The following is a 17,031-nucleotide window of genomic DNA, read 5'->3' as shown; positions in this document are numbered from 1 at the left end:
AGCATGGTGGCGGGATGCACGCCGGGCAGGAAGGTCGGTCACATGTCCACACCACAACTCGGCCTCGGTGGCCGCTCACTGACATCGGCGGAGTCGACCGGCCTCGAGCGAGAAGCATTGGGGCCCTGGGGCGTTTTCGCACAAGGCCTTGCGGCAGCGGCGCCGAGCGTGGCGGTGGCCGTGGTGCCCTACTCATTGTTCGTGGCGGCCGGTAAGGGCGCCTCCTGGGCGGTCCTCGTCGGGCTGGCGCTGACCATCCTCATCGCAACGACGATCAGCTTCCAGGCTAAGCGCACCGTGTCGTCGGGCTCGCTGGGCACCTACACCGGCAACGGACTGGGGCCCGGCTTCGCATATGCGGCCGGCTTCAGCCTACTGCTCGGCTATATCGGATTCGCGATCACCGGAACCCTGGGTGGCGTCCTGTATCTCGACTCATTCCTGGAGTCTCTCGGATTAGGTTCGCAGGCAACGTGGTTCCGCCTCCTGCTGGTGATCGTTGTGGTGGCCGCCGCGACCTACCTTCCGTTCCGAGGTGTCGCGATCGCCGCCAAATACGAACTCGCCTTCGAAGTGCTGGCCATTGCCTCCATCCTGGTGATCATCGTGGCCTCCTACATCAGTTACGGATTCCACATCGACACCGAGCAGTTCAACCCCGCGCACCTCGGGTCGAGCGCGACGTTCATCGCCGCGGTCACGGCGGTGGGGTCCTACGCAGGGTTCGAAAGTGTTGCCTCACTGGGTGCGGAAGCCAAGAACGCACACCAGAACATAGCCCGGTCCCTGCTGCGGGTTGTGCTGCTGATCGGTGTGCTCTACATCGTCGCGACCTACCCGCAGATCCTGCACTTCGGTGACATCAACGGTGACAAGGCAGTGCTGCCGCAGTTGGCCGACGTGACCGGGGTGTCCTGGGTCAACTATCTGGTCAGCGCGGCGGTGGCCATCGCGTTCATCGTGTTCGTCACCGCGGTCACGACTGCGGCCGCCCGCTCACTGTTCACCCTCGCGCACGAGGGCGCACTGCCGAAGGCGCTGACGAAGGTGCACGCCACGCATAAGACTCCCTGGGTCGGCATCGTGCTGGTCGGCGGTCTGGCTTTCGTGTTCTCGGTGACGGCCACCTTCAGTTCCGTGGGCCGGTTGGTGTTCGACGTCTACGGTGGCTACGTCGCGAACTGGGGCTTCCTGGTGAGCTACCTACTCGTCGTCATCGCCACTCCGATCTGGCTGCGAAAGATCAAGGCGCTGAACACGACTCGACTGGTCGTGTCGGTGGCCGCCACGCTGGGCATCGGCTACGTAATCTTCTCCAACTTCTATCCGGTGCCCGAATTCCCCTTCAACATCCTGCCGTTCGTGTTCTTCGGCCTGCTGTTCCTCGGGTTGGTCTGGTACTGGTATCTGCGTGCGACCCGGCCGGAGGTGGCCGCGCGGCTCGGCAGCATCCAGACGCTGTCTGAGACCGAGCAGCAGCGCCTCATCGACGAGGGAATCCTCGACGTCCTCAGCCATGACGCCCCGCAGCTGGACCGCGATAAGGGCAAGGAGGCGGTGGCACCATGAGCATATTGCGGCAACTCGCCTCGGTGCTGCGGGCCGGCCTCGCCCGGGCAAACACCCCGTTCGTACCCACGAACGCAGATTCCCATTTCACCCAGACATGGCTGAATGAGGCAACGCTGGTTGGCGTCTCGGTGCCGCTCCCGAGGAGTAACCGATGACCCTGCTCGATGTCCCCGACACCGGACACTGGTCGGTCGCGCAGGTCGACACCGTCGACCATCCGCCCATCGCTGATTTCCTGGCCACCACTCATGGACTGAGTGGACGCAAGTTCGGCGCCGATTCCCGTGACGTCGCCGAGCAACTGGCATCGGCATTCGAGGCGACCGTGCTGAGGGACGGTCTTGGACGAGTGCGCGGTTACGCCGCCGTGCACCATCCGCATGGTGACGAGCCAGAGATCATCGGCGACATCGTGATCGACCCAAGCGTCCCGTCCGACATCGTCGATGACGTCGTCCGTGCGGTGGTGAACCGGTTCGAGCGTGCGGCGGGGGACCTTCCTGGCGCGTATCTGCGGGTGATCATCGGAGCCAACCAACCGGCCGCGATCGACGCGCTCGTCCGTCGCGGCGCTTATCGTGAAGCGGAATTCATCCGTACCCGTAAGCCGCTGCACAGCGAGAACCGCGGCGAACTGGAACGTGCCGGGGCCCCGGGTATCACGGTGATCAGCTGGGCAGAGGTCATCAAAAGAGGCCTGGGCGAACAGGTTCGGCGGCTGCAGCACAGCACCTTCCTGGAGCACTTCGGCAACATGTCCAAGAGCCCGGAGGACTGGGAGCACCACATCACCAGCCGGGCGTTCACCCCGGACTTCAGCATCGCCGCGCTCGACGAGTCGGGCGACGTCGTCGGGTATGTGCTCGGCTCGACGTTCACCTCGGGAGTGGCCGGCGCACAGGAGTTCAGTGCGCACACCGACTACATCGGGGTGCGGCCAGACCTGCGCAGGCACGGCCTGGGGGAGTTGCTGCTGAAAAACATCTGGCTGGCCGCACTGCGACGCGGACTGACCGTCGCCTCGCTGGGCACCGACATCAACAACCGCAGCAAGGCCCATCTGCTGTACCGCCGCCTCGGATATGTCGCGGTCGAACAGCAGTATTCGTATCGGATCGACGCCGCAGGATCGGGACAATGAGCACACCATCGACGTATCTAGCGGAGCCGACGGCCTCCGACGACGGACTGTTCGCCGTCTTTCGGCCGGTGTTCGACAAGATCGCTCAGGGCAACCTCAAGCGTGAGCGCGGCCGGGTCTTTCCGCACGAGCAGGTGCGTTGGCTGGCTGACGTCGACTTCGGCACGGTTCGAATCCCCACCGCGCACGGCGGATTCGGAGCATCGTTGCAGCAGACGTTCGCCCTGCTGGCCGAGCTGGCCCAAGCCGACCCCAATGTGGCGCACATCTGGCGCAACCACCTGGCGTTCGTCGAGGATCGGCTCAACGCGCCGCGCTCGGACACGAACGACACCTGGATCAAGCGCTTCCTCAATGGTGAATTCGTCGGCGGCGGGTGGACCGAGGCGAACAATGTGACCTTGGCCAATCTGACCACCACGATCAACACCGAGGACGACCACTGGGTGGTCAGCGGCGCGAAATATTATGCCACCGGCAGCCTTTACGCCGACTGGCTGGATGTGCTCGGACGTGGCGACGACGGCGAGTTGGTGACGGCACTGGTCCGCCGCGACGACGCCGGGGTGACCCTGGTCGACGATTGGGACGGTTTCGGCCAGCGCACCACCGCCAGCGGCACCGCCCGCTACGAGCGGGCCCGCGCCGAGCGTGGCGACGTGTTCCCGGCGAGTGAGCGCTTCAGCTATCAGGCGCACTTCTATCAGACCGCCATGCATGCGGTGCTGACCGGGATCACCAAAGCCGCTCTGCGCGACGGCTCTACCGCGCTCACCGAGCGGATCCGCAATTACCCGCAGGGGCTGACGACGGTGTCCGCGGTGGATCCGCAGCTGCTGCAGGTCATCGGCGAGGTCTCGGCCGACGCGTTCGCCGCGGAGTCGGCGCTGGCGCGCAGCACCGCCACACTGGATCGGATCGTCGAGGGCCGGCTCGCCGGTGACATACCCGGTGCGCGACGCAGATTGATCGATGCGGCGGTCGCCGTCGACCAGGCTCAACTGGTGATCATCGCGGCGGCCCTATCGGTTACGACGCGGATCTTCGATGCGCTCGGCGCGTCCGGGGTGTCCGAACGGCGCGGCCTCGACCGGCACTGGAAGAACGCCCGGACACTGGCGTCGCACAACCCGCGGGTCTACAAGGCCCGCATCATCGGCGACTGGCTGATCAACAGCACCGACCCGGTAGCCGATCTGGCGTCACTCGGCCGCGGGGGACAGGGCAACTAGCCCTTCTTGTCGCGTCCCAGTAGTCGTTCTGGGTGGTGGTAGGTGTTGGTGCCTGCCGCCAGTGGGAGTTGCGGTGGTGGTATCCATTCGGTGTCGCCGTTGGCGAGTTTTCGGGTTTTCCAGCCGTGGTCCAGGAGCCGGTGATCCGCTCGGCAGGCCAGTGTGAGTTTGTCGATGTTGGTGAGGCCGCCGTCGGCCCATTCGTCGACGTGGTGGACCTCGGTGAGGTAGCCGGGCGCGTCACAGCCGGGCCGGGTGCAGCCGCGTTCCTTGTTGTGCAGCATGATTCGCTGATCTGCTGAGGCGATGCGTTTGGTGCGGCCCAACCACAACGCCTGCCCGTTGATTCCGTCGAACAGGGCGAGGTAATGATAGGCGTGGCTGGCCATGCGGATGAGGTCCGGAATGGGCAGAAGGGTGCCGGTGGCGGTGACAGCGTGACCGGTCTTGGCCTGCAGGTCCTGGATTGTGGCTGAGGCGATCACGGTGACGGGAAGCCCGTTGTGCTGCCCCAGTTTCGGGTCGTCGAGTTGACCGCGTACCAAGGCCGTCAACGCATCATGTTGGCGCTGCCCGTGGCTGCGCCGGTCGCGCTCGGCCACCTCGTCAGTCGGTGTGAGGGTGGGGGTTTGGTCGGCAGGGTTGTAGACCCCGGGTGCGGCGAACTTAGTGAACCACGCATCGAGCATGGAGCGCAGTTCGGGATCAGCGATCAGCCGGCCGACACTCATGCCGTCCACCTGTTGGCCGCCGCACCAGACGAATCCGCGCTTGCGGGCGCGGTCCTCGTCGGAGAACTTCCCGTCGGGGTTGAGGTGCAACGCCAGGCGCAGCGCGACTTTCTCCAACTGGTCCGGGCGCAGTACCGCCGCCTTCTGCGCCAGCATGCGTTCGGCGTTCTCAATATCCACCGACGGGACGTGCTCGGGTAGGTCGCGGAAGAACTTTTGGATCACCCGCAGATGCTCGCCATCCAACAGTCCGGCCTGCCAGGCCTTGGAGGTTTCCGGCAGCAGCGGAGGCAACGGTTCCCCGGTCAACGCCCGCCGTTGCGCGAGCTGTTCGGCATCCCGGATCCGCCGCTTGGCCTCCCGTGGACTGACCCGCAACACATCCGCCAACGTGATCGGCACCGGCGGGCAACCCTCGAACTGCTCCAACCGTGCGGTCACCGCGTGCGACACAGCCACATGCCGGCGTCGCGCGGACTCCAACCGCTCCAACACCACAAACCGCTCCGGCGGAGCCAAGACATCGAGATCGACCGCGGCAAGGGACGCGACGACATCGTCGAGCGCATCCAACAGACCGTCAATCGAACTCATGTTCGAAACATTACACCGCACCGCCGACAGGATCCGGCGCCCAGATCTAATCTGTGGACGAAGTCGGATCTGTGGAAAACATTGTGTCACTGAGGGTTCAAGGAGACGTCCGCATCTCGAGCGCCCGCGCGGCAAGCAGATCGGCCCAAACGTTGAACGCCTCGGCCTGAAAGGGGACCGAGTCGTCGGAAGGCCCGGTGATTGTGACCAGCGCCCGTGCAATGCTGCCCAAGCCGATACCGGTCTGCTGCACCACGGTCACCAGTTCGGCGAACGCATCACGTTCCGAGCATCCCCGCAGACCCACCAAAATGCCCGTGGCGAGGTCGATCTCCCGACGTGAGGTACTCACGGTGCGATAGCTCATAACCGCCATCGTCGGCGTTGCGGTCACCTCGGGCAAGACATCGAAGCACCGTGATCCTGGCGGGCAGGCTCAGTCAGCGTGGCAGCGCAATGGTTTTGGTGTCGCGCTCAGCTGACCCGCCGACCGGCGAGGAAGGCTGCCAACGCCAACACCGCCAGCGTCACCATCACCACGGCCAGCGGCAGGGCGGTGTGCTCGCCGCCGAGGCTGACCAGTGGTGAGACCGCGGCACCGAGCCCGAATTGCAGCGCACCGAGCCCCGCCGACCCAGAGCCGGCCGCGCGGGGGACAGCGGCCAGCGCCAGCGCGGTGGCGTTGCCGAGGATCAAGCCCTGGCTGGCGACCGCCACGAAGATCGGGATCGGGAGCAGCCAATTCGGTGCCCCGGTGAGGACCAAGGCGAGCAGGCTCAGCGTCGCAATCATCGTCAGTACCAAGCCGATACCGAGCAGTCTCGTGGTGGAGATGCTTCGGTTCAGCCGCGCGGACAGCGAGCTGACGGTGACGATGCCGAGTGCGTTGACGCCGAAGGCGATGCCGTACTGGGTCGGGGTGAGGCCCACCATCACCTGATAGACGAACGGCGAGGCCGAGATGTAGGCCATCATCACCGCGAAACCGAACGCGAACGCCAGGGTGTTCGCGATATAGGCGCGCGACCACAGTGCTGACCACGGCGAGTTTCCCTGAGCGGCATCGGCTTTCAGTTCGGCGCGGCGGTGTGCCGGGTGTGATTCCCGCACCACCGCCACCGATGCGACCAGCATGGCGACCGTGATGCCGAAGATCACCCACAGGATTCCGCGCCAGCCGACCGGGCCGACCAGCAGTCCGCCGGCGAACGGTGCGACCACCGGTGCGACGCCGCCGACAATCATCATCAGGCTGAACGCCCGCCCCGCCGTCTTCCCGGCGGCCAGGTCGGAGATCACCGCGCGGCCGATCACCATGCCGGCGGCGCCGGTGAACCCCTGCGCGAACCGGGCCGCGATGAGGATGCCGATGTTCGGGGCGGTGGCGGCGACGACGCTGGCGACGACGCACAGCACTGCGCCGACGATCAGCGGGTTGCGCCGCCCGAGCCGGTCGGACAGCGGGCCGAACAACAACTGTCCGAAGGTCAGTCCGAGCAGGAATGCCGTCAGGGTGAGTTGCACGGCAGTGGCACTGGCCTGCAACTCCGCGGTCATCTCCGGAAAGGCGGGGAGGTAGAGGTCGGTGGCCACCGGCGCGACCGCATTCAGCAGAGCGAGCACCACCAGAAGCCACGGCGAGATGGCATCGCGCTGGGGTGCCTGGGCGGCCTGGGTGGCGGTCGTCATCACACGTCCTCGATAAGTAGTTATGGAGAAATAACTATTGAAGCATAACTAGTGCGCTAGGATTTGTCCATGGAAGCTGACCTGGCCGATCTCGCCGAGGCGATCATCGGGGTGGGGCGGGAGCTTCGGCTCCGTCCGTACCCCGACGTTGTGGAGCTGACGGCGTCGGAGGCCCACGTGATGCGGCACATTGACCACCACCCCGGCGTCACGCCGAGCGAGCTCGCGCGGGCGACCGGCCTGCAGCGCAGCAACATGTCCACGGCGCTCCGCACGCTGGAGAACCGCGGCTTCGTCGAGCGCCGCACCGATCCACATGACGCTCGTGGCGTCAACCTGTTCCCGACCCGTCGGGCGGGGGAGAACCTCAAGCGGTTGCGCCGCCAATGGGCACAACAGCTGTCCGGCGCGCTCGGCGGCGACACCAAGGACGCGGCGGCCGCGACGGCCCTGCTCGCGCGGGTCGAGGCGGCCCTGATGGCGGATCGCCTGGGCTGATTACATCGGCGCGTTCGCCGGCTGGAACACGCCGGTGCTGTCGGCCTCTTCTTCGGCGCGGATCACGTGGACTACGGCGTTGATCAACGCCAGGTGGGTGAACGCCTGCGGGAAGTTGCCCAGGTGCCTGCCGGTGCGCGGCTCGATCTCCTCGGCGTAGAGATGCAGCGGGCTGGCGAAGGACAGCAGCCGCTCGCACAGATGCCGGGCCCGGCTCACCTCGCCGATCTCGACCAGCGCGGACACCAGCCAGAACGAACAGATCGTGAACGACCCTTCCTCACCGGACAGCCCGTCGTCGGTCTCCTCGACGCGGTAGCGCAGCACCAGCCCGTCCTCGGTGAGCTCGTCGGCGATCGCCAGCACCGTGGCCCGCACCCGCGGGTCGTCCGAGGGTAGGAAACGGACCAGCGGAACCAGCAGCAGGGATGCGTCCAGGGCGTCGTCGCCGTAGCGCTGGGTGAGGACCCCGCGGTCGTCGACCCCGTGCGTCAGGATGTCGGCCTTGATCTCCTCGGCGATCGCGCGCCACTGCTGTGCATAGCTCTTCTCGCCGACCAGCTCGGCCAGCTTCGAGCCGCGATCGAGCGCCACCCAGCACATCACCTTCGACGAGGTGAAGTGCTGCGGTTCTCCGCGCACCTCCCAGATCCCGCGGTCGGGTTCTTTCCAGTGCTTGATCGCCTCTTCGACCTGTTCCTTCAGCACCGGCCACAGCTGATCGGAGATCTGCTCGCGCGACTTGGCATGCAGATACACCGAGTCGAGCATGGTGCCCCAGATGTCGTGCTGCATCTGGTTGTACGCGCCGTTGCCGATCCGCACCGGCCGCGCGTTGTCGTAGCCGGACAGGTGGTGCAGTTCCTCTTCGACCAGCTCCCGTTCGCCGCCGACGGCGTACATCACCTGCAGCGGATGCCGTTCACCGTTGTTGGCGCCCGACACGTCGGCGATGAACGCGAAGAAGTCGTCCGCCTCGCGGTCCAGACCGAGGGTGTAGAGGCCCCACAACGCGAACGTGGAGTCACGCACCCAGGCGTAGCGGTAGTCCCAGTTGCGTTCGCCCTGCGGCGTCTCGGGCAACGATGTGGTCGAGGCGGCCAGCAGTGCGCCGGTCGGCGAATACGTCAGCCCCTTCAGCGTCAGCGCACTGCGCTGCAGATAGGACCGCCACGGGTGGTCGGGGAAGTCACCGATATTGATCCACTGCCGCCACGCCTCGCTGGTCTGCCACATCTTGTCGGCCGCTTCTTCGTAGGTCTGCGGCGACGGATGCTTCGACCAGGACAGGGCGACGAAGACGTTGTCCCCTTCCTTGAGGCGAGTGCGGGCACGTGCTTCCCGGCCTTCGAGGCCGATGCGCAGATTGGTGGTCAGCCGCAGCGTGGGATGGACGTCGGGGTCCTTCCTCGCCCGCGCGATCGCCTCGCCGTAGGCATTGGCCGAATACTCCCAGGAGGCGTTGACCCGGCCGTAGTCGAACGACGGTTCGCAGTTCATCACCACCTCGACCGTGCCGCTCACACAGCGCACGGTGCGCAGCAAGATGTGCTCGGCGTCCCAGTCCATCGGGGTGCGCCGGTGCGTCCTCGATCGAGTTTCGATGTCATGCCACGGCCCCATCACGAGGGCCTCACGCACGATCAGCCAACCGGTGTGGGTCTGCCAGGTCGTCTCCAGGATGAGGCTGCCGGGCAGATAGCGCCGGGCGGCCGGCACCGACACCCCATAGGGCCCGAGCCGGAAGTGCCCGGCGCCGCGGTCGAGGATCGCGCCGAAGACGCTGGGGGAGTCCGGCCGCGGGACGCACAGCCATTCCACTGCGCCCGCCGACGAAATCAAGCAGGTGTTCTCGCAGTCCGAGAGGAAGCCGTAATCCGCGATCGGCGGAAACGGGTTGCGCAGCGCAGCGCTCGAGGCGTAAGGCACCGGGGCGGTGACGGACAACGGCGTAGGCGTCTGGACGCGCACGGTGTCGGTGTTCTCGCCTGCTGGCTGGGCTTGCAAGACCATGGGGACATCATCGACCGCCGAGCCGGTTGGCGTCCACTTATGCCCCGATCCGTGGCTTTGCTGTTACCGCCGGCAAGGACTCGCTGGAGGGCGCGGCATACGCTGGTGCAATGCAGGGACTGCTGAGTTGGTGGGACGGCGTCGAACTGTGGTTGTCCGGCCTCGGTTTCGTCGTCCAGACGATCATCGTGATGCCCGTGGTTCTGGCGCTCGCCTATGTCATCGCGTTGGTGATCGACGCCATCCTCGGCAACGGGATGCGGTTGTTGCGCCGGGTGCGTCACGCTGACCGGCCGCAGGAGTGACCGGGATGCCGCGATCGCGTGTCACGCTCGCCCTGGTGGCGCTGCTGGTGTTGGTCATCGTGCTGTGGCTGGTCAACCGCTGATACCTCGACTGGTCGCGTGCAGGATCTCTGTTAAGCTTCGCGCCATGCATTCGGCGACCGGTTACGGCGAGGGCCACATTCTGGCCCTCATTGCCGTTGGCGCGTTGGCCGTTGCTGATGTTGCTTGTTGTCGCTGACACCCTCTGCCCGTCCGCGGTCTGGTGTCGGTGATGGTCGTTGGCATTCGCTTGTCAAGCATCGCCATTCCGTTGCGACGGGGTCCATTCGCCCGTAACCGCACTGAGAAAGGCCAGCAATGCCCAAGATTCACATTCCTGTTCGCCGGTGGAGCACCGCCGTCGCACTAGCGACAACCGCGACCGTGCTCGCCGCGTGCGGTGGTGGTTCGAGCGACGTCGCAGGCGGCGGCAATCAGCCGAAGGCCGACACCACCCTGACCCTGGTCGCCTACGCCGTGCCCGAGCCCGGTTGGAGCAAGATCATCCCGGCGTTCGCCGCCACCCCGGAGGGCAAGGGCGTCGCGGTGACGACGTCGTACGGTGCCTCCGGTGACCAGTCGCGCGGTGTCGTCGACGGCAAGCCCGCCGACATCGTGAACTTCTCCGTCGAGCCGGACGTCACCCGCCTGGTCAAGGCGAACAAGGTGGCCGCGGACTGGAACAAGTCCGCCACCAAGGGCATCCCGTTCGGTTCGGTGGTCTCCCTGGTGGTTCGCAAGGGCAACCCGAAGAACATCAAGGACTGGGACGATCTGCTGCAGCCCGGCGTCGAGGTGGTCACCCCGAGCCCGCTGAGCTCCGGGTCGGCGAAGTGGAACCTCTTGGCGCCGTACGCCGCCAAGAGCAACGGTGGTCAGGACGCGCAAGCGGGCCTGGACTTCATCACCAAGCTGGTGACCGAACACGTCAAGACCCGCCCGGGTTCGGGCAGGGAGGCCACCGACGTGTTCCTGCAGGGCACCGGCGATGTGCTGATCAGCTACGAGAACGAGGCCATCAACACCGAGCGGCAGGGCAAGCCGGTCGAGCACATCAACCCGCCGCAGACGTTCAAGATCGAGAACCCGGTTGCGGTGGTGACCACCGGTGCCCACGTCGATAAGGCGACCGCACTGAACAACTACCTGTTCACCCCGGAAGGCCAGAAGATCTGGGCGCAGGCCGGCTTCCGTCCGGTCGACCCGGCGGTGGCCGCTGATTTCGCCACCGACTTCCCGACGCCACAGAAATTGTGGACGATCGCCGATCTCGGGGGCTGGAGCTCAGTGGATCCGGCGTTGTTCGATAAGGACAATGGTTCAATCACAAAGATCTACAAGCAGGCCACTGGATGACAGCAGCGATCGAACCCAATCCGCAGGCGGTCCGGCCCGAGCTCACCAGAGGTGACTCGGGCGGACCGTCCGGTTTCCGGGCCCGTAGGCACGGCACCACCAGTCTGCGGGTCGGGGCGGCCTCGATCTGGCTGAGCGTCATCGTCCTGTTGCCGTTGGCCGCGATCGTCTGGCAGTCCGCGAAGGGTGGCTGGCAGGCGTTCTGGTTGGCGATCAGTTCCAACGCCGCGCTGGAGTCGTTCAAGGTGACCTTGACGATCTCCGTCGGTGTCACGCTGGTGAACGCGGTGTTCGGGCTGCTGGTCGCCTGGGTGCTCACTCGCGACGACTTCCCCGGCAAGCGGCTGGTCGACGCCGTCATCGATCTCCCGTTCGCGCTGCCAACGATCGTGGCCAGCCTGGTCATGTTGGCGCTCTACGGGCCTAACAGCCCGGTCGATCTGCACCTGCAGCACACCAAATGGGGCGTGGGTGTGGCGCTGCTGTTCGTCACGTTGCCGTTCGTGGTGCGGTCGGTGCAGCCGGTGCTGCTCGAACTCGACCGTGAGGTCGAGGAGGCCGCGGCATCGCTGGGTGCGACGAACTCCGTCATCTTCACCAAGGTCGTGCTGCCTGCGCTGCTCCCGTCGCTGTTGTCCGGTGCCGGACTGGCCTTCTCCCGCGCGATCGGTGAGTTCGGCTCGGTGGTCCTGATCGGTGGTGCGGTGCCGGGTGAGACCGAGGTCTCGTCGCAATGGATCCGGACGCTGATCGAGAACGACGACCGCACCGGTGCCGCCGCCATTTCGATCGTGCTGCTGGTGATTTCGTTCATCGTGCTGCTGGTGTTGCGGGCGATCGGCTCACGCGCGGCCAAGCGGGAGGAGCTGGAGTGATCCTGTCTCCGGTGGTGCGGTATCTCACCCGCTACCTGGCGCTGGCCTACATCCTGGTGCTGGTGCTCGTGCCGGTCGGATTGATCCTGTGGCGGACGTTCGCACCTGGTTTCGGCGAATTCATCTCGGCCATCACGACGCCCGCTGCGATCTCGGCTCTGCAGGTGTCGCTGCTGGTGGTCGCGATAGTCGTGCCACTCAATGTGATCTTCGGCGTGCCGACCGCTTTGGTGCTGGCGCGCAACAAGTTCCGCGGCAAGGCCGCGCTGCAGGCCGTCATCGACCTGCCCTTCGCGGTGTCGCCGGTGGTCGTGGGTGTGGCGCTGATCCTGTTGTGGGGCACCGCGGGACTGTTCGAATTCGTCGAAAACAATCTCGGTCTGAAGATCATCTTCGGCCTCCCCGGCATTGTGCTGGCGAGCATCTTCGTCACCGTTCCGTTCGTCATCCGCGAGGTCGAACCGGTTCTGCACGAACTCGGCACCGATCAGGAAGAGGCGGCCGCCACCCTGGGATCCAGCTGGTGGCAGACGTTTTGGCGGATCACCCTGCCGTCGATCCGCTGGGGCCTGACCTACGGGATCGTGCTCACCGTCGCCCGCACCCTCGGCGAGTACGGCGCGGTGATCATGGTGTCGTCGAACCTCCCCGGCAAATCCCAGACATTGACCCTGCTGGTCTCCGACCGCTACAGCCGCGGTGCCGAATACGGCGCCTACGCCGTTTCGACGCTGTTGATGGCCGTCGCGGTACTGGTCCTCGTGGTTCAGGTGATCCTGGACGCCCGGCGGGCCAAGGCGAGCGAGTAATCCAACGAGGAGAACGACTTCCATGACCAATGCCATCACTGTCCTGGGCGCCAACAAGCGCTACGGTGACTTCGCCGCCCTCGACAACGTCGACTTCGTGGTGCCGGCCGGCTCGTTGACCGCACTGCTCGGTCCCAGCGGCTCGGGGAAGTCGACGCTACTGCGCGCCATCGCCGGCCTGGACCAGCCCGACACCGGGACCATCACCATCAACGGGCGCGATGTCACCAACGTGCCCCCGCAGCGGCGCGGTATCGGCTTCGTGTTCCAGCACTACGCCGCGTTCAAACACCTGACGGTGCGCGACAACGTCGCGTTCGGGCTCAAGATCCGGAAAAAGTCCAAGGCCGAGGTCAAGGCGAAGGTCGACGATCTGCTGGAGGTCGTCGGGTTGGCCGGCTTCCAAACCCGTTATCCCAACCAGCTTTCCGGAGGGCAGCGCCAGCGGATGGCGTTGGCACGCGCACTGGCCGTCGATCCGGAAGTGCTGCTGCTCGACGAGCCGTTCGGTGCGCTGGACGCCAAGGTGCGCGACGATCTTCGGGCCTGGCTGCGACGGCTCCATGACGAGGTGCATGTCACGACGGTGCTCGTCACCCACGATCAGGCCGAGGCGTTGGATGTCGCCGACCGAATCGCGGTGCTCAACAAGGGCCGCATCGAGCAGATCGGTTCGCCCACCGATGTTTACGACAGCCCAGCCAACGCGTTCGTGATGTCGTTCCTGGGCACAGTCTCGGCGCTCAACGGAATCCTGGTGCGGCCGCACGACATTCGAGTCGGCCGCAATCCCGAAATGGCAATCGCCGCAGGCGACGGCACCGCGGAGTCGACCGGGGTGACCCGAGCGACCATCGACCGGGTCGTCTACCTGGGCTTCGAAGTGCGGGTGGAACTCACCAGCGCCACCAACGGCGCGCCGTTCACCGCGCAGATCACCCGCGGTGATGCCGAGGCGCTGGGGCTGAAAGAGGGCGACACCGTCTATGTGCGGGCCACCCGCGTACCGCCGATCGCCGGTGAAGTTCAGGTCGCCGCCAGCTAGGCGGCAAGCCTGGCCGCGACCGCGTGGTCGAATCGGTCGAGCAGCGTCTCGGCCACCAGCCGATGCGCGCCCAGCGGTGCGACCATGGAAAGCCCTGCGGCATCGGCGATTGCGGCCACCCGGTCGGTGATGCGCCCCGGTGCGATGAACCACGGCGCGACGACGATCCGGCGTGCTCCGCGTGTGCGCAGCAGCTCAATGCCGTCCTGCACCGACGGATTCGGTCCGGTGGCGTAGGCGACCTGCACTCCGGACCACCGGGTGCCGCGGCCCAACGCGTCGGCCAGCGCGGCGGTGCGCGCGTTGGCGGCGGCATGTGACGAGCCGACGGCCACCACCAGCACCCCGAGCCCACGCTCGAACTGGTGAATCTGGTGCTCCGCCAAGCGTTCCCGCATGACTTTCAGCAGGCGCGGATCCTCGCCGAGCGTGTCGGCCTGCACCACATCGGCGCCGGCATCGGCGATCATCGCCGGGATGTCGACGCGAGCGTGATAGGCGCTGGCCAGCAGCAGGGGCGTGACGACGGCCGGGCCGTCGAGCGTGCGCAGAACATCACTCAGATTAGGAGAGTGCTTCTCGCAGAACGCCACTCGCACATCGAGCTCGGGTCGCAGTGCGCGGACATGGTCGGCCACCGCGTATGTGGTGACCGCTGAACGCGGATCGGCGCTGCCGTGTGCGGTGAGGATGAGGCTCACGAAACGTGGAGCCCGCATTCGGTTTTGGCCAGCCCCTGCCAGCGTCCGCTGCGCGGGTCGGCGCCCTCGAGCGGCTTGGCCGTGCACGGCGCGCATCCGATCGACGGATAGCCTTCCTCGACAAGCGGATTCACCAGCACGCCGTTGGCCTGGATGTAGGCGTCCATGTCCTCATCGCTCCACGCGGCCAGCGGGTTGATCTTCACCAGCTTGAAGCCTTCGTCGAAGCTGATCAGCGGGGCGTTGGCACGCGTCGGTGCCTCGACACGGCGAATGCCGGTGACCCAGGCGGTGTAGCCGCGCAGCGCCTTGCTCAGCGGCTCCACCTTGCGCACTCGGCAGCATTCCGTCGGATTGCTGGCGAACAGATCCTTACCCAGCAGCTGGTCCTGCTCGGCCACCGTGCGCTCGGGAGTCACGTTCACGACATGGATGTCGTAGACCGCCTCGACCGCGTCGCGGGTGCCGATGGTCTCGGCGAAGTGGTAGCCGGTGTCCAGGAACAGCACGTCCACGCCGGGGCGCACCTTGGCGGCCATGTCGACCAGCACCGCGTCCTGCATGTTGGAGGCCACGACGTATTCACCGCCGAAATGCTTGTCGGTCCACTCCAGCAGTTCGACCGCACTGGCATTGGCCAGCTCGGCAGCGCCCTGTGCCGCCAGCTCGCGCAGCTCGGCCTCGGTCACTCGATCCACCCCAATACTCATCGCAATTCCTCTTCTTCTGCCCGGATTGCCCACTGGGCGAAACGCTCTCCGTCGTTTCTTTGTTTCACGAAGTTGCGCACCACTCGCTCGATGTAGTCGCCGAGTTCCGCGCTGGTGACCTTGTGCTGGCGCAGTTTGCGGCCGAATCCGCTGTCCAGGCCAAGGCTGCCGCCCAGGTGAACCTGGAAACCCTCGACCGAGTTGCCGTCACCGTCGTCCACCATCTGGCCCTTGAAACCGATGTCGGCGACCTGGATACGGGCACACGAGTTCGGGCAGCCGTTGATGTTGACGGTGACCGGCACGTCCAGAGTGGAGTTGAGATCCTCCAGGCGCTGCTCGAGTTCGGGCACCAGCACCTGAGCACGGTTGCGGGTCTCGGCGAAGGACAGCTTGCAGTACTCGATGCCGGTGCAGGCCATCAGGTTCTTGCGCCACGACGACGGCCGTGACGGCAGACCCAGCGCATCGAGGCCGGCGACCAACTCGTCCAACTTGTCATCGGCCACGTCGAGGACGACCAGCTTCTGATACGGCGTCAACCGGATCCGGTCGGAGCCCGCGGCCTCGGCGAGGTTCGCGATCTTTGTCAGGATCGTGCCGGTGACGCGGCCCGCGATCGGGGCGACGCCGACGGCGTTGAGCCCGTTCTTCTGCTTCTGGATCCCGACGTGGTCGATCGGGTGCTTCAGCGGCTCCGGCGCGGGGCCGTCGATCAGCTTGCGGCCCAAATACTCGTCCTCGACGACCTGCCGGAACTTCTCGACGCCCCAGTCCTTGATCAGGAACTTCAGCCGCGCCTTGCTGCGCAGCCGGCGATAGCCGTAGTCGCGGAACGCCGAGGTGACGGCCTCCCACACCTCGGGCACCTCGTCGAGCGGCACCCACGCGCCGAGGCGCTGGGCGAGCATCGGGTTGGTGGACAGCCCGCCGCCGACCCAGAGGTCGAGGCCCGGTCCGTGCTCGGGGTGGTTCACCCCGATGAACGCGATGTCGTTGACCTCGTGAGCGACGTCCTGCAGACCCGAGATCGCGGTCTTGTACTTGCGCGGCAGGTTGGAGAACGACGGGTTGCCGACGTAGCGCCGCACGATCTCGTCGACCGCCCACGACGGGTCCAGCACTTCGTCTTTCGACTCACCGTTGAGCGGGCCGCCCAGCACCACGCGCGGGCAGTCGCCGCACGCCTCGGTGGTCTGCAGCCCGACCGCGGCGAGGCGCTCCCAGATCTGCGGCACATCCTCGATCCGGATCCAGTGGTACTGGACGTTCTCGCGGTCGGAGATGTCAGCGGTGTCGCGGGCGAACTCGGTGGAGATCTCGCCGATCGTGCGCAGCGCGGCGGCCGAGAGCGCGCCACCATCGCAGCGCACCCGCATCATGAAGTACTTGGCCTCCAGCAGGTCGGCGTTCTCATCGCCGGTGAACGTGCCGTCGTAGCCCTGCTCACGCTGGGTGTAGAGACCCATCCAGCGCATCCGGCCGCGAAGATCGGTCTTGTCGATGCTGTCGAAGCCCTGCTTGGAGTACGTGTCGAGGATGCGCGCCCGCACGTTGAGTGCGTCGTCGTCCTTCTTGAACTGCTCGTTGGGATTGAGCGGTTCGCGCTCACCGAGGGCCCACTGGCCTTCGCTGCGAGTCTTGGGCGCCTTGGTCGGCTGACTCATGAAATGTGCTCCTCAATGGTCAAGGAGCTGGCGTTCGAATCGCGCTGATCCACCGGTGAGCTGTTTCCGGCG

Annotated in this window: 17 protein-coding genes; 10 read left to right on the top strand and 7 right to left on the bottom strand. The window is 66.0% G+C overall.

All coding sequences use genetic code 11. From position 1 onward, the window contains the following. Nucleotides 1–42: 42 nt before the first annotated feature. The 3 genes from K0O64_RS19320 to K0O64_RS19310 all read left to right on the top strand — a co-directional run bounded on the left by K0O64_RS19320 (nt 43) and on the right by K0O64_RS19310 (nt 3,945). Complete coding sequence (locus tag K0O64_RS19320) at nt 43–1,569, top strand: APC family permease (RefSeq protein WP_071943173.1); 1,527 nt, start codon at nt 43–45, stop codon at nt 1,567–1,569. A 154-nt stretch (nt 1,570–1,723) separates the two neighbouring features. Further along, nucleotides 1,724–2,713: a GNAT family N-acetyltransferase gene (locus K0O64_RS19315; RefSeq protein WP_071943175.1), complete on the top strand. Its 990-nt coding sequence runs from the start codon at nt 1,724–1,726 to the stop codon at nt 2,711–2,713. Continuing rightward, complete coding sequence (locus K0O64_RS19310) at nt 2,710–3,945, top strand: acyl-CoA dehydrogenase family protein (RefSeq protein ID WP_071943177.1); 1,236 nt, start codon at nt 2,710–2,712, stop codon at nt 3,943–3,945. Before K0O64_RS19315 ends, K0O64_RS19310 begins: the two co-directional genes overlap by 4 nt. On the opposite strand, the gene K0O64_RS19305 is transcribed toward K0O64_RS19310, so the two are convergent. The 3 genes from K0O64_RS19305 to K0O64_RS19295 all read right to left on the bottom strand — a co-directional run bounded on the left by K0O64_RS19305 (nt 3,942) and on the right by K0O64_RS19295 (nt 6,959). Further along, nucleotides 3,942–5,270, bottom strand: a complete 1,329-nt coding sequence (locus K0O64_RS19305; protein ID WP_071943178.1) for an HNH endonuclease signature motif containing protein — start codon at nt 5,268–5,270, stop codon at nt 3,942–3,944. The two genes, K0O64_RS19310 and K0O64_RS19305, sit on opposite strands and share 4 nt — an antisense overlap. A 97-nt stretch (nt 5,271–5,367) precedes the next feature. Continuing rightward, nucleotides 5,368–5,637, bottom strand: coding sequence for an ANTAR domain-containing protein (locus K0O64_RS19300; RefSeq protein ID WP_071949708.1), 270 nt, complete (start codon nt 5,635–5,637; stop codon nt 5,368–5,370). Nucleotides 5,638–5,744: 107 nt separating this feature from the next. After that, the gene (locus K0O64_RS19295; protein WP_071949709.1) at nt 5,745–6,959 is read right to left on the bottom strand and encodes a multidrug effflux MFS transporter; all 1,215 of its coding nucleotides are present in this window, start codon (nt 6,957–6,959) and stop codon (nt 5,745–5,747) included. A 69-nt stretch (nt 6,960–7,028) separates the two neighbouring features. Between K0O64_RS19295 and K0O64_RS19290 the strand changes: the two genes are divergently transcribed. Further along, entirely contained in the window at nt 7,029–7,457 is a 429-nt protein-coding gene (locus K0O64_RS19290; RefSeq protein ID WP_071943180.1) for a MarR family winged helix-turn-helix transcriptional regulator, read from the top strand. Here K0O64_RS19290 and K0O64_RS19285 read toward each other — a convergent pair whose 3' ends face one another. Next, nucleotides 7,458–9,470 carry a glycoside hydrolase family 15 protein gene (locus K0O64_RS19285; RefSeq protein ID WP_071943182.1) on the bottom strand — a complete coding sequence of 671 codons (2,013 nt, stop codon included), beginning with the start codon at nt 9,468–9,470 and terminating at the stop codon, nt 7,458–7,460. A 110-nt stretch (nt 9,471–9,580) separates the two neighbouring features. Here K0O64_RS19285 and K0O64_RS19280 point away from each other — a divergent pair, with 110 nt between their 5' ends. The 6 genes from K0O64_RS19280 to K0O64_RS19260 all read left to right on the top strand — a co-directional run bounded on the left by K0O64_RS19280 (nt 9,581) and on the right by K0O64_RS19260 (nt 13,881). Further along, the gene (locus K0O64_RS19280; protein ID WP_071943184.1) at nt 9,581–9,775 is read left to right on the top strand and encodes a hypothetical protein; all 195 of its coding nucleotides are present in this window, start codon (nt 9,581–9,583) and stop codon (nt 9,773–9,775) included. Between the two features lie 127 nt (nt 9,776–9,902). Beyond that, the gene (locus K0O64_RS30320) at nt 9,903–9,995 is read left to right on the top strand and encodes an Ms4533A family Cys-rich leader peptide (RefSeq protein ID WP_350355559.1); all 93 of its coding nucleotides are present in this window, start codon (nt 9,903–9,905) and stop codon (nt 9,993–9,995) included. 119 nt (nt 9,996–10,114) lie between these two features. Continuing rightward, nucleotides 10,115–11,152, top strand: a complete 1,038-nt coding sequence (locus tag K0O64_RS19275) for a sulfate ABC transporter substrate-binding protein (protein WP_071943186.1) — start codon at nt 10,115–10,117, stop codon at nt 11,150–11,152. After that, the gene (cysT, locus tag K0O64_RS19270) at nt 11,149–12,027 is read left to right on the top strand and encodes a sulfate ABC transporter permease subunit CysT (RefSeq protein ID WP_071943188.1); all 879 of its coding nucleotides are present in this window, start codon (nt 11,149–11,151) and stop codon (nt 12,025–12,027) included. The genes K0O64_RS19275 and cysT overlap by 4 nt, the downstream gene beginning before the upstream one ends. After that, entirely contained in the window at nt 12,024–12,836 is an 813-nt protein-coding gene (cysW, locus tag K0O64_RS19265) for a sulfate ABC transporter permease subunit CysW (RefSeq protein ID WP_071943190.1), read from the top strand. Before cysT ends, cysW begins: the two co-directional genes overlap by 4 nt. Before the next feature lie 22 nt (nt 12,837–12,858). Then, on the top strand, nt 12,859–13,881 hold the full coding sequence (locus K0O64_RS19260) for a sulfate/molybdate ABC transporter ATP-binding protein (RefSeq protein WP_071943192.1): 1,023 nt from the start codon (nt 12,859–12,861) through the stop codon (nt 13,879–13,881). Here the strand turns inward: K0O64_RS19260 and K0O64_RS19255 are convergent. Genes K0O64_RS19255 through K0O64_RS19245 form a run of 3 tightly spaced genes read right to left on the bottom strand, consistent with a single transcriptional unit; the run spans nt 13,878 to nt 16,959 of the window. After that, entirely contained in the window at nt 13,878–14,600 is a 723-nt protein-coding gene (locus tag K0O64_RS19255; protein WP_071943194.1) for a sirohydrochlorin chelatase, read from the bottom strand. The two genes, K0O64_RS19260 and K0O64_RS19255, sit on opposite strands and share 4 nt — an antisense overlap. Beyond that, nucleotides 14,579–15,292 (bottom strand): phosphoadenylyl-sulfate reductase, encoded by a 714-nt coding sequence (locus K0O64_RS19250; RefSeq protein WP_071943196.1) that lies wholly within the window; start codon nt 15,290–15,292, stop codon nt 14,579–14,581. Before K0O64_RS19250 ends, K0O64_RS19255 begins: the two co-directional genes overlap by 22 nt. Next, nucleotides 15,289–16,959, bottom strand: a complete 1,671-nt coding sequence (locus K0O64_RS19245; RefSeq protein ID WP_071943198.1) for a nitrite/sulfite reductase — start codon at nt 16,957–16,959, stop codon at nt 15,289–15,291. The genes K0O64_RS19250 and K0O64_RS19245 overlap by 4 nt, the downstream gene beginning before the upstream one ends. Nucleotides 16,960–17,031: the final 72 nt, after the last annotated feature.

It is taken from the genome of Mycolicibacterium pallens, assembly GCF_019456675.1.
GTDB lineage: Bacteria > Actinomycetota > Actinomycetes > Mycobacteriales > Mycobacteriaceae > Mycobacterium > Mycobacterium crocinum.
Note: the sequence above shows the minus strand (reverse complement) of the source record. Positions and strands in the feature narration are given on the sequence as shown.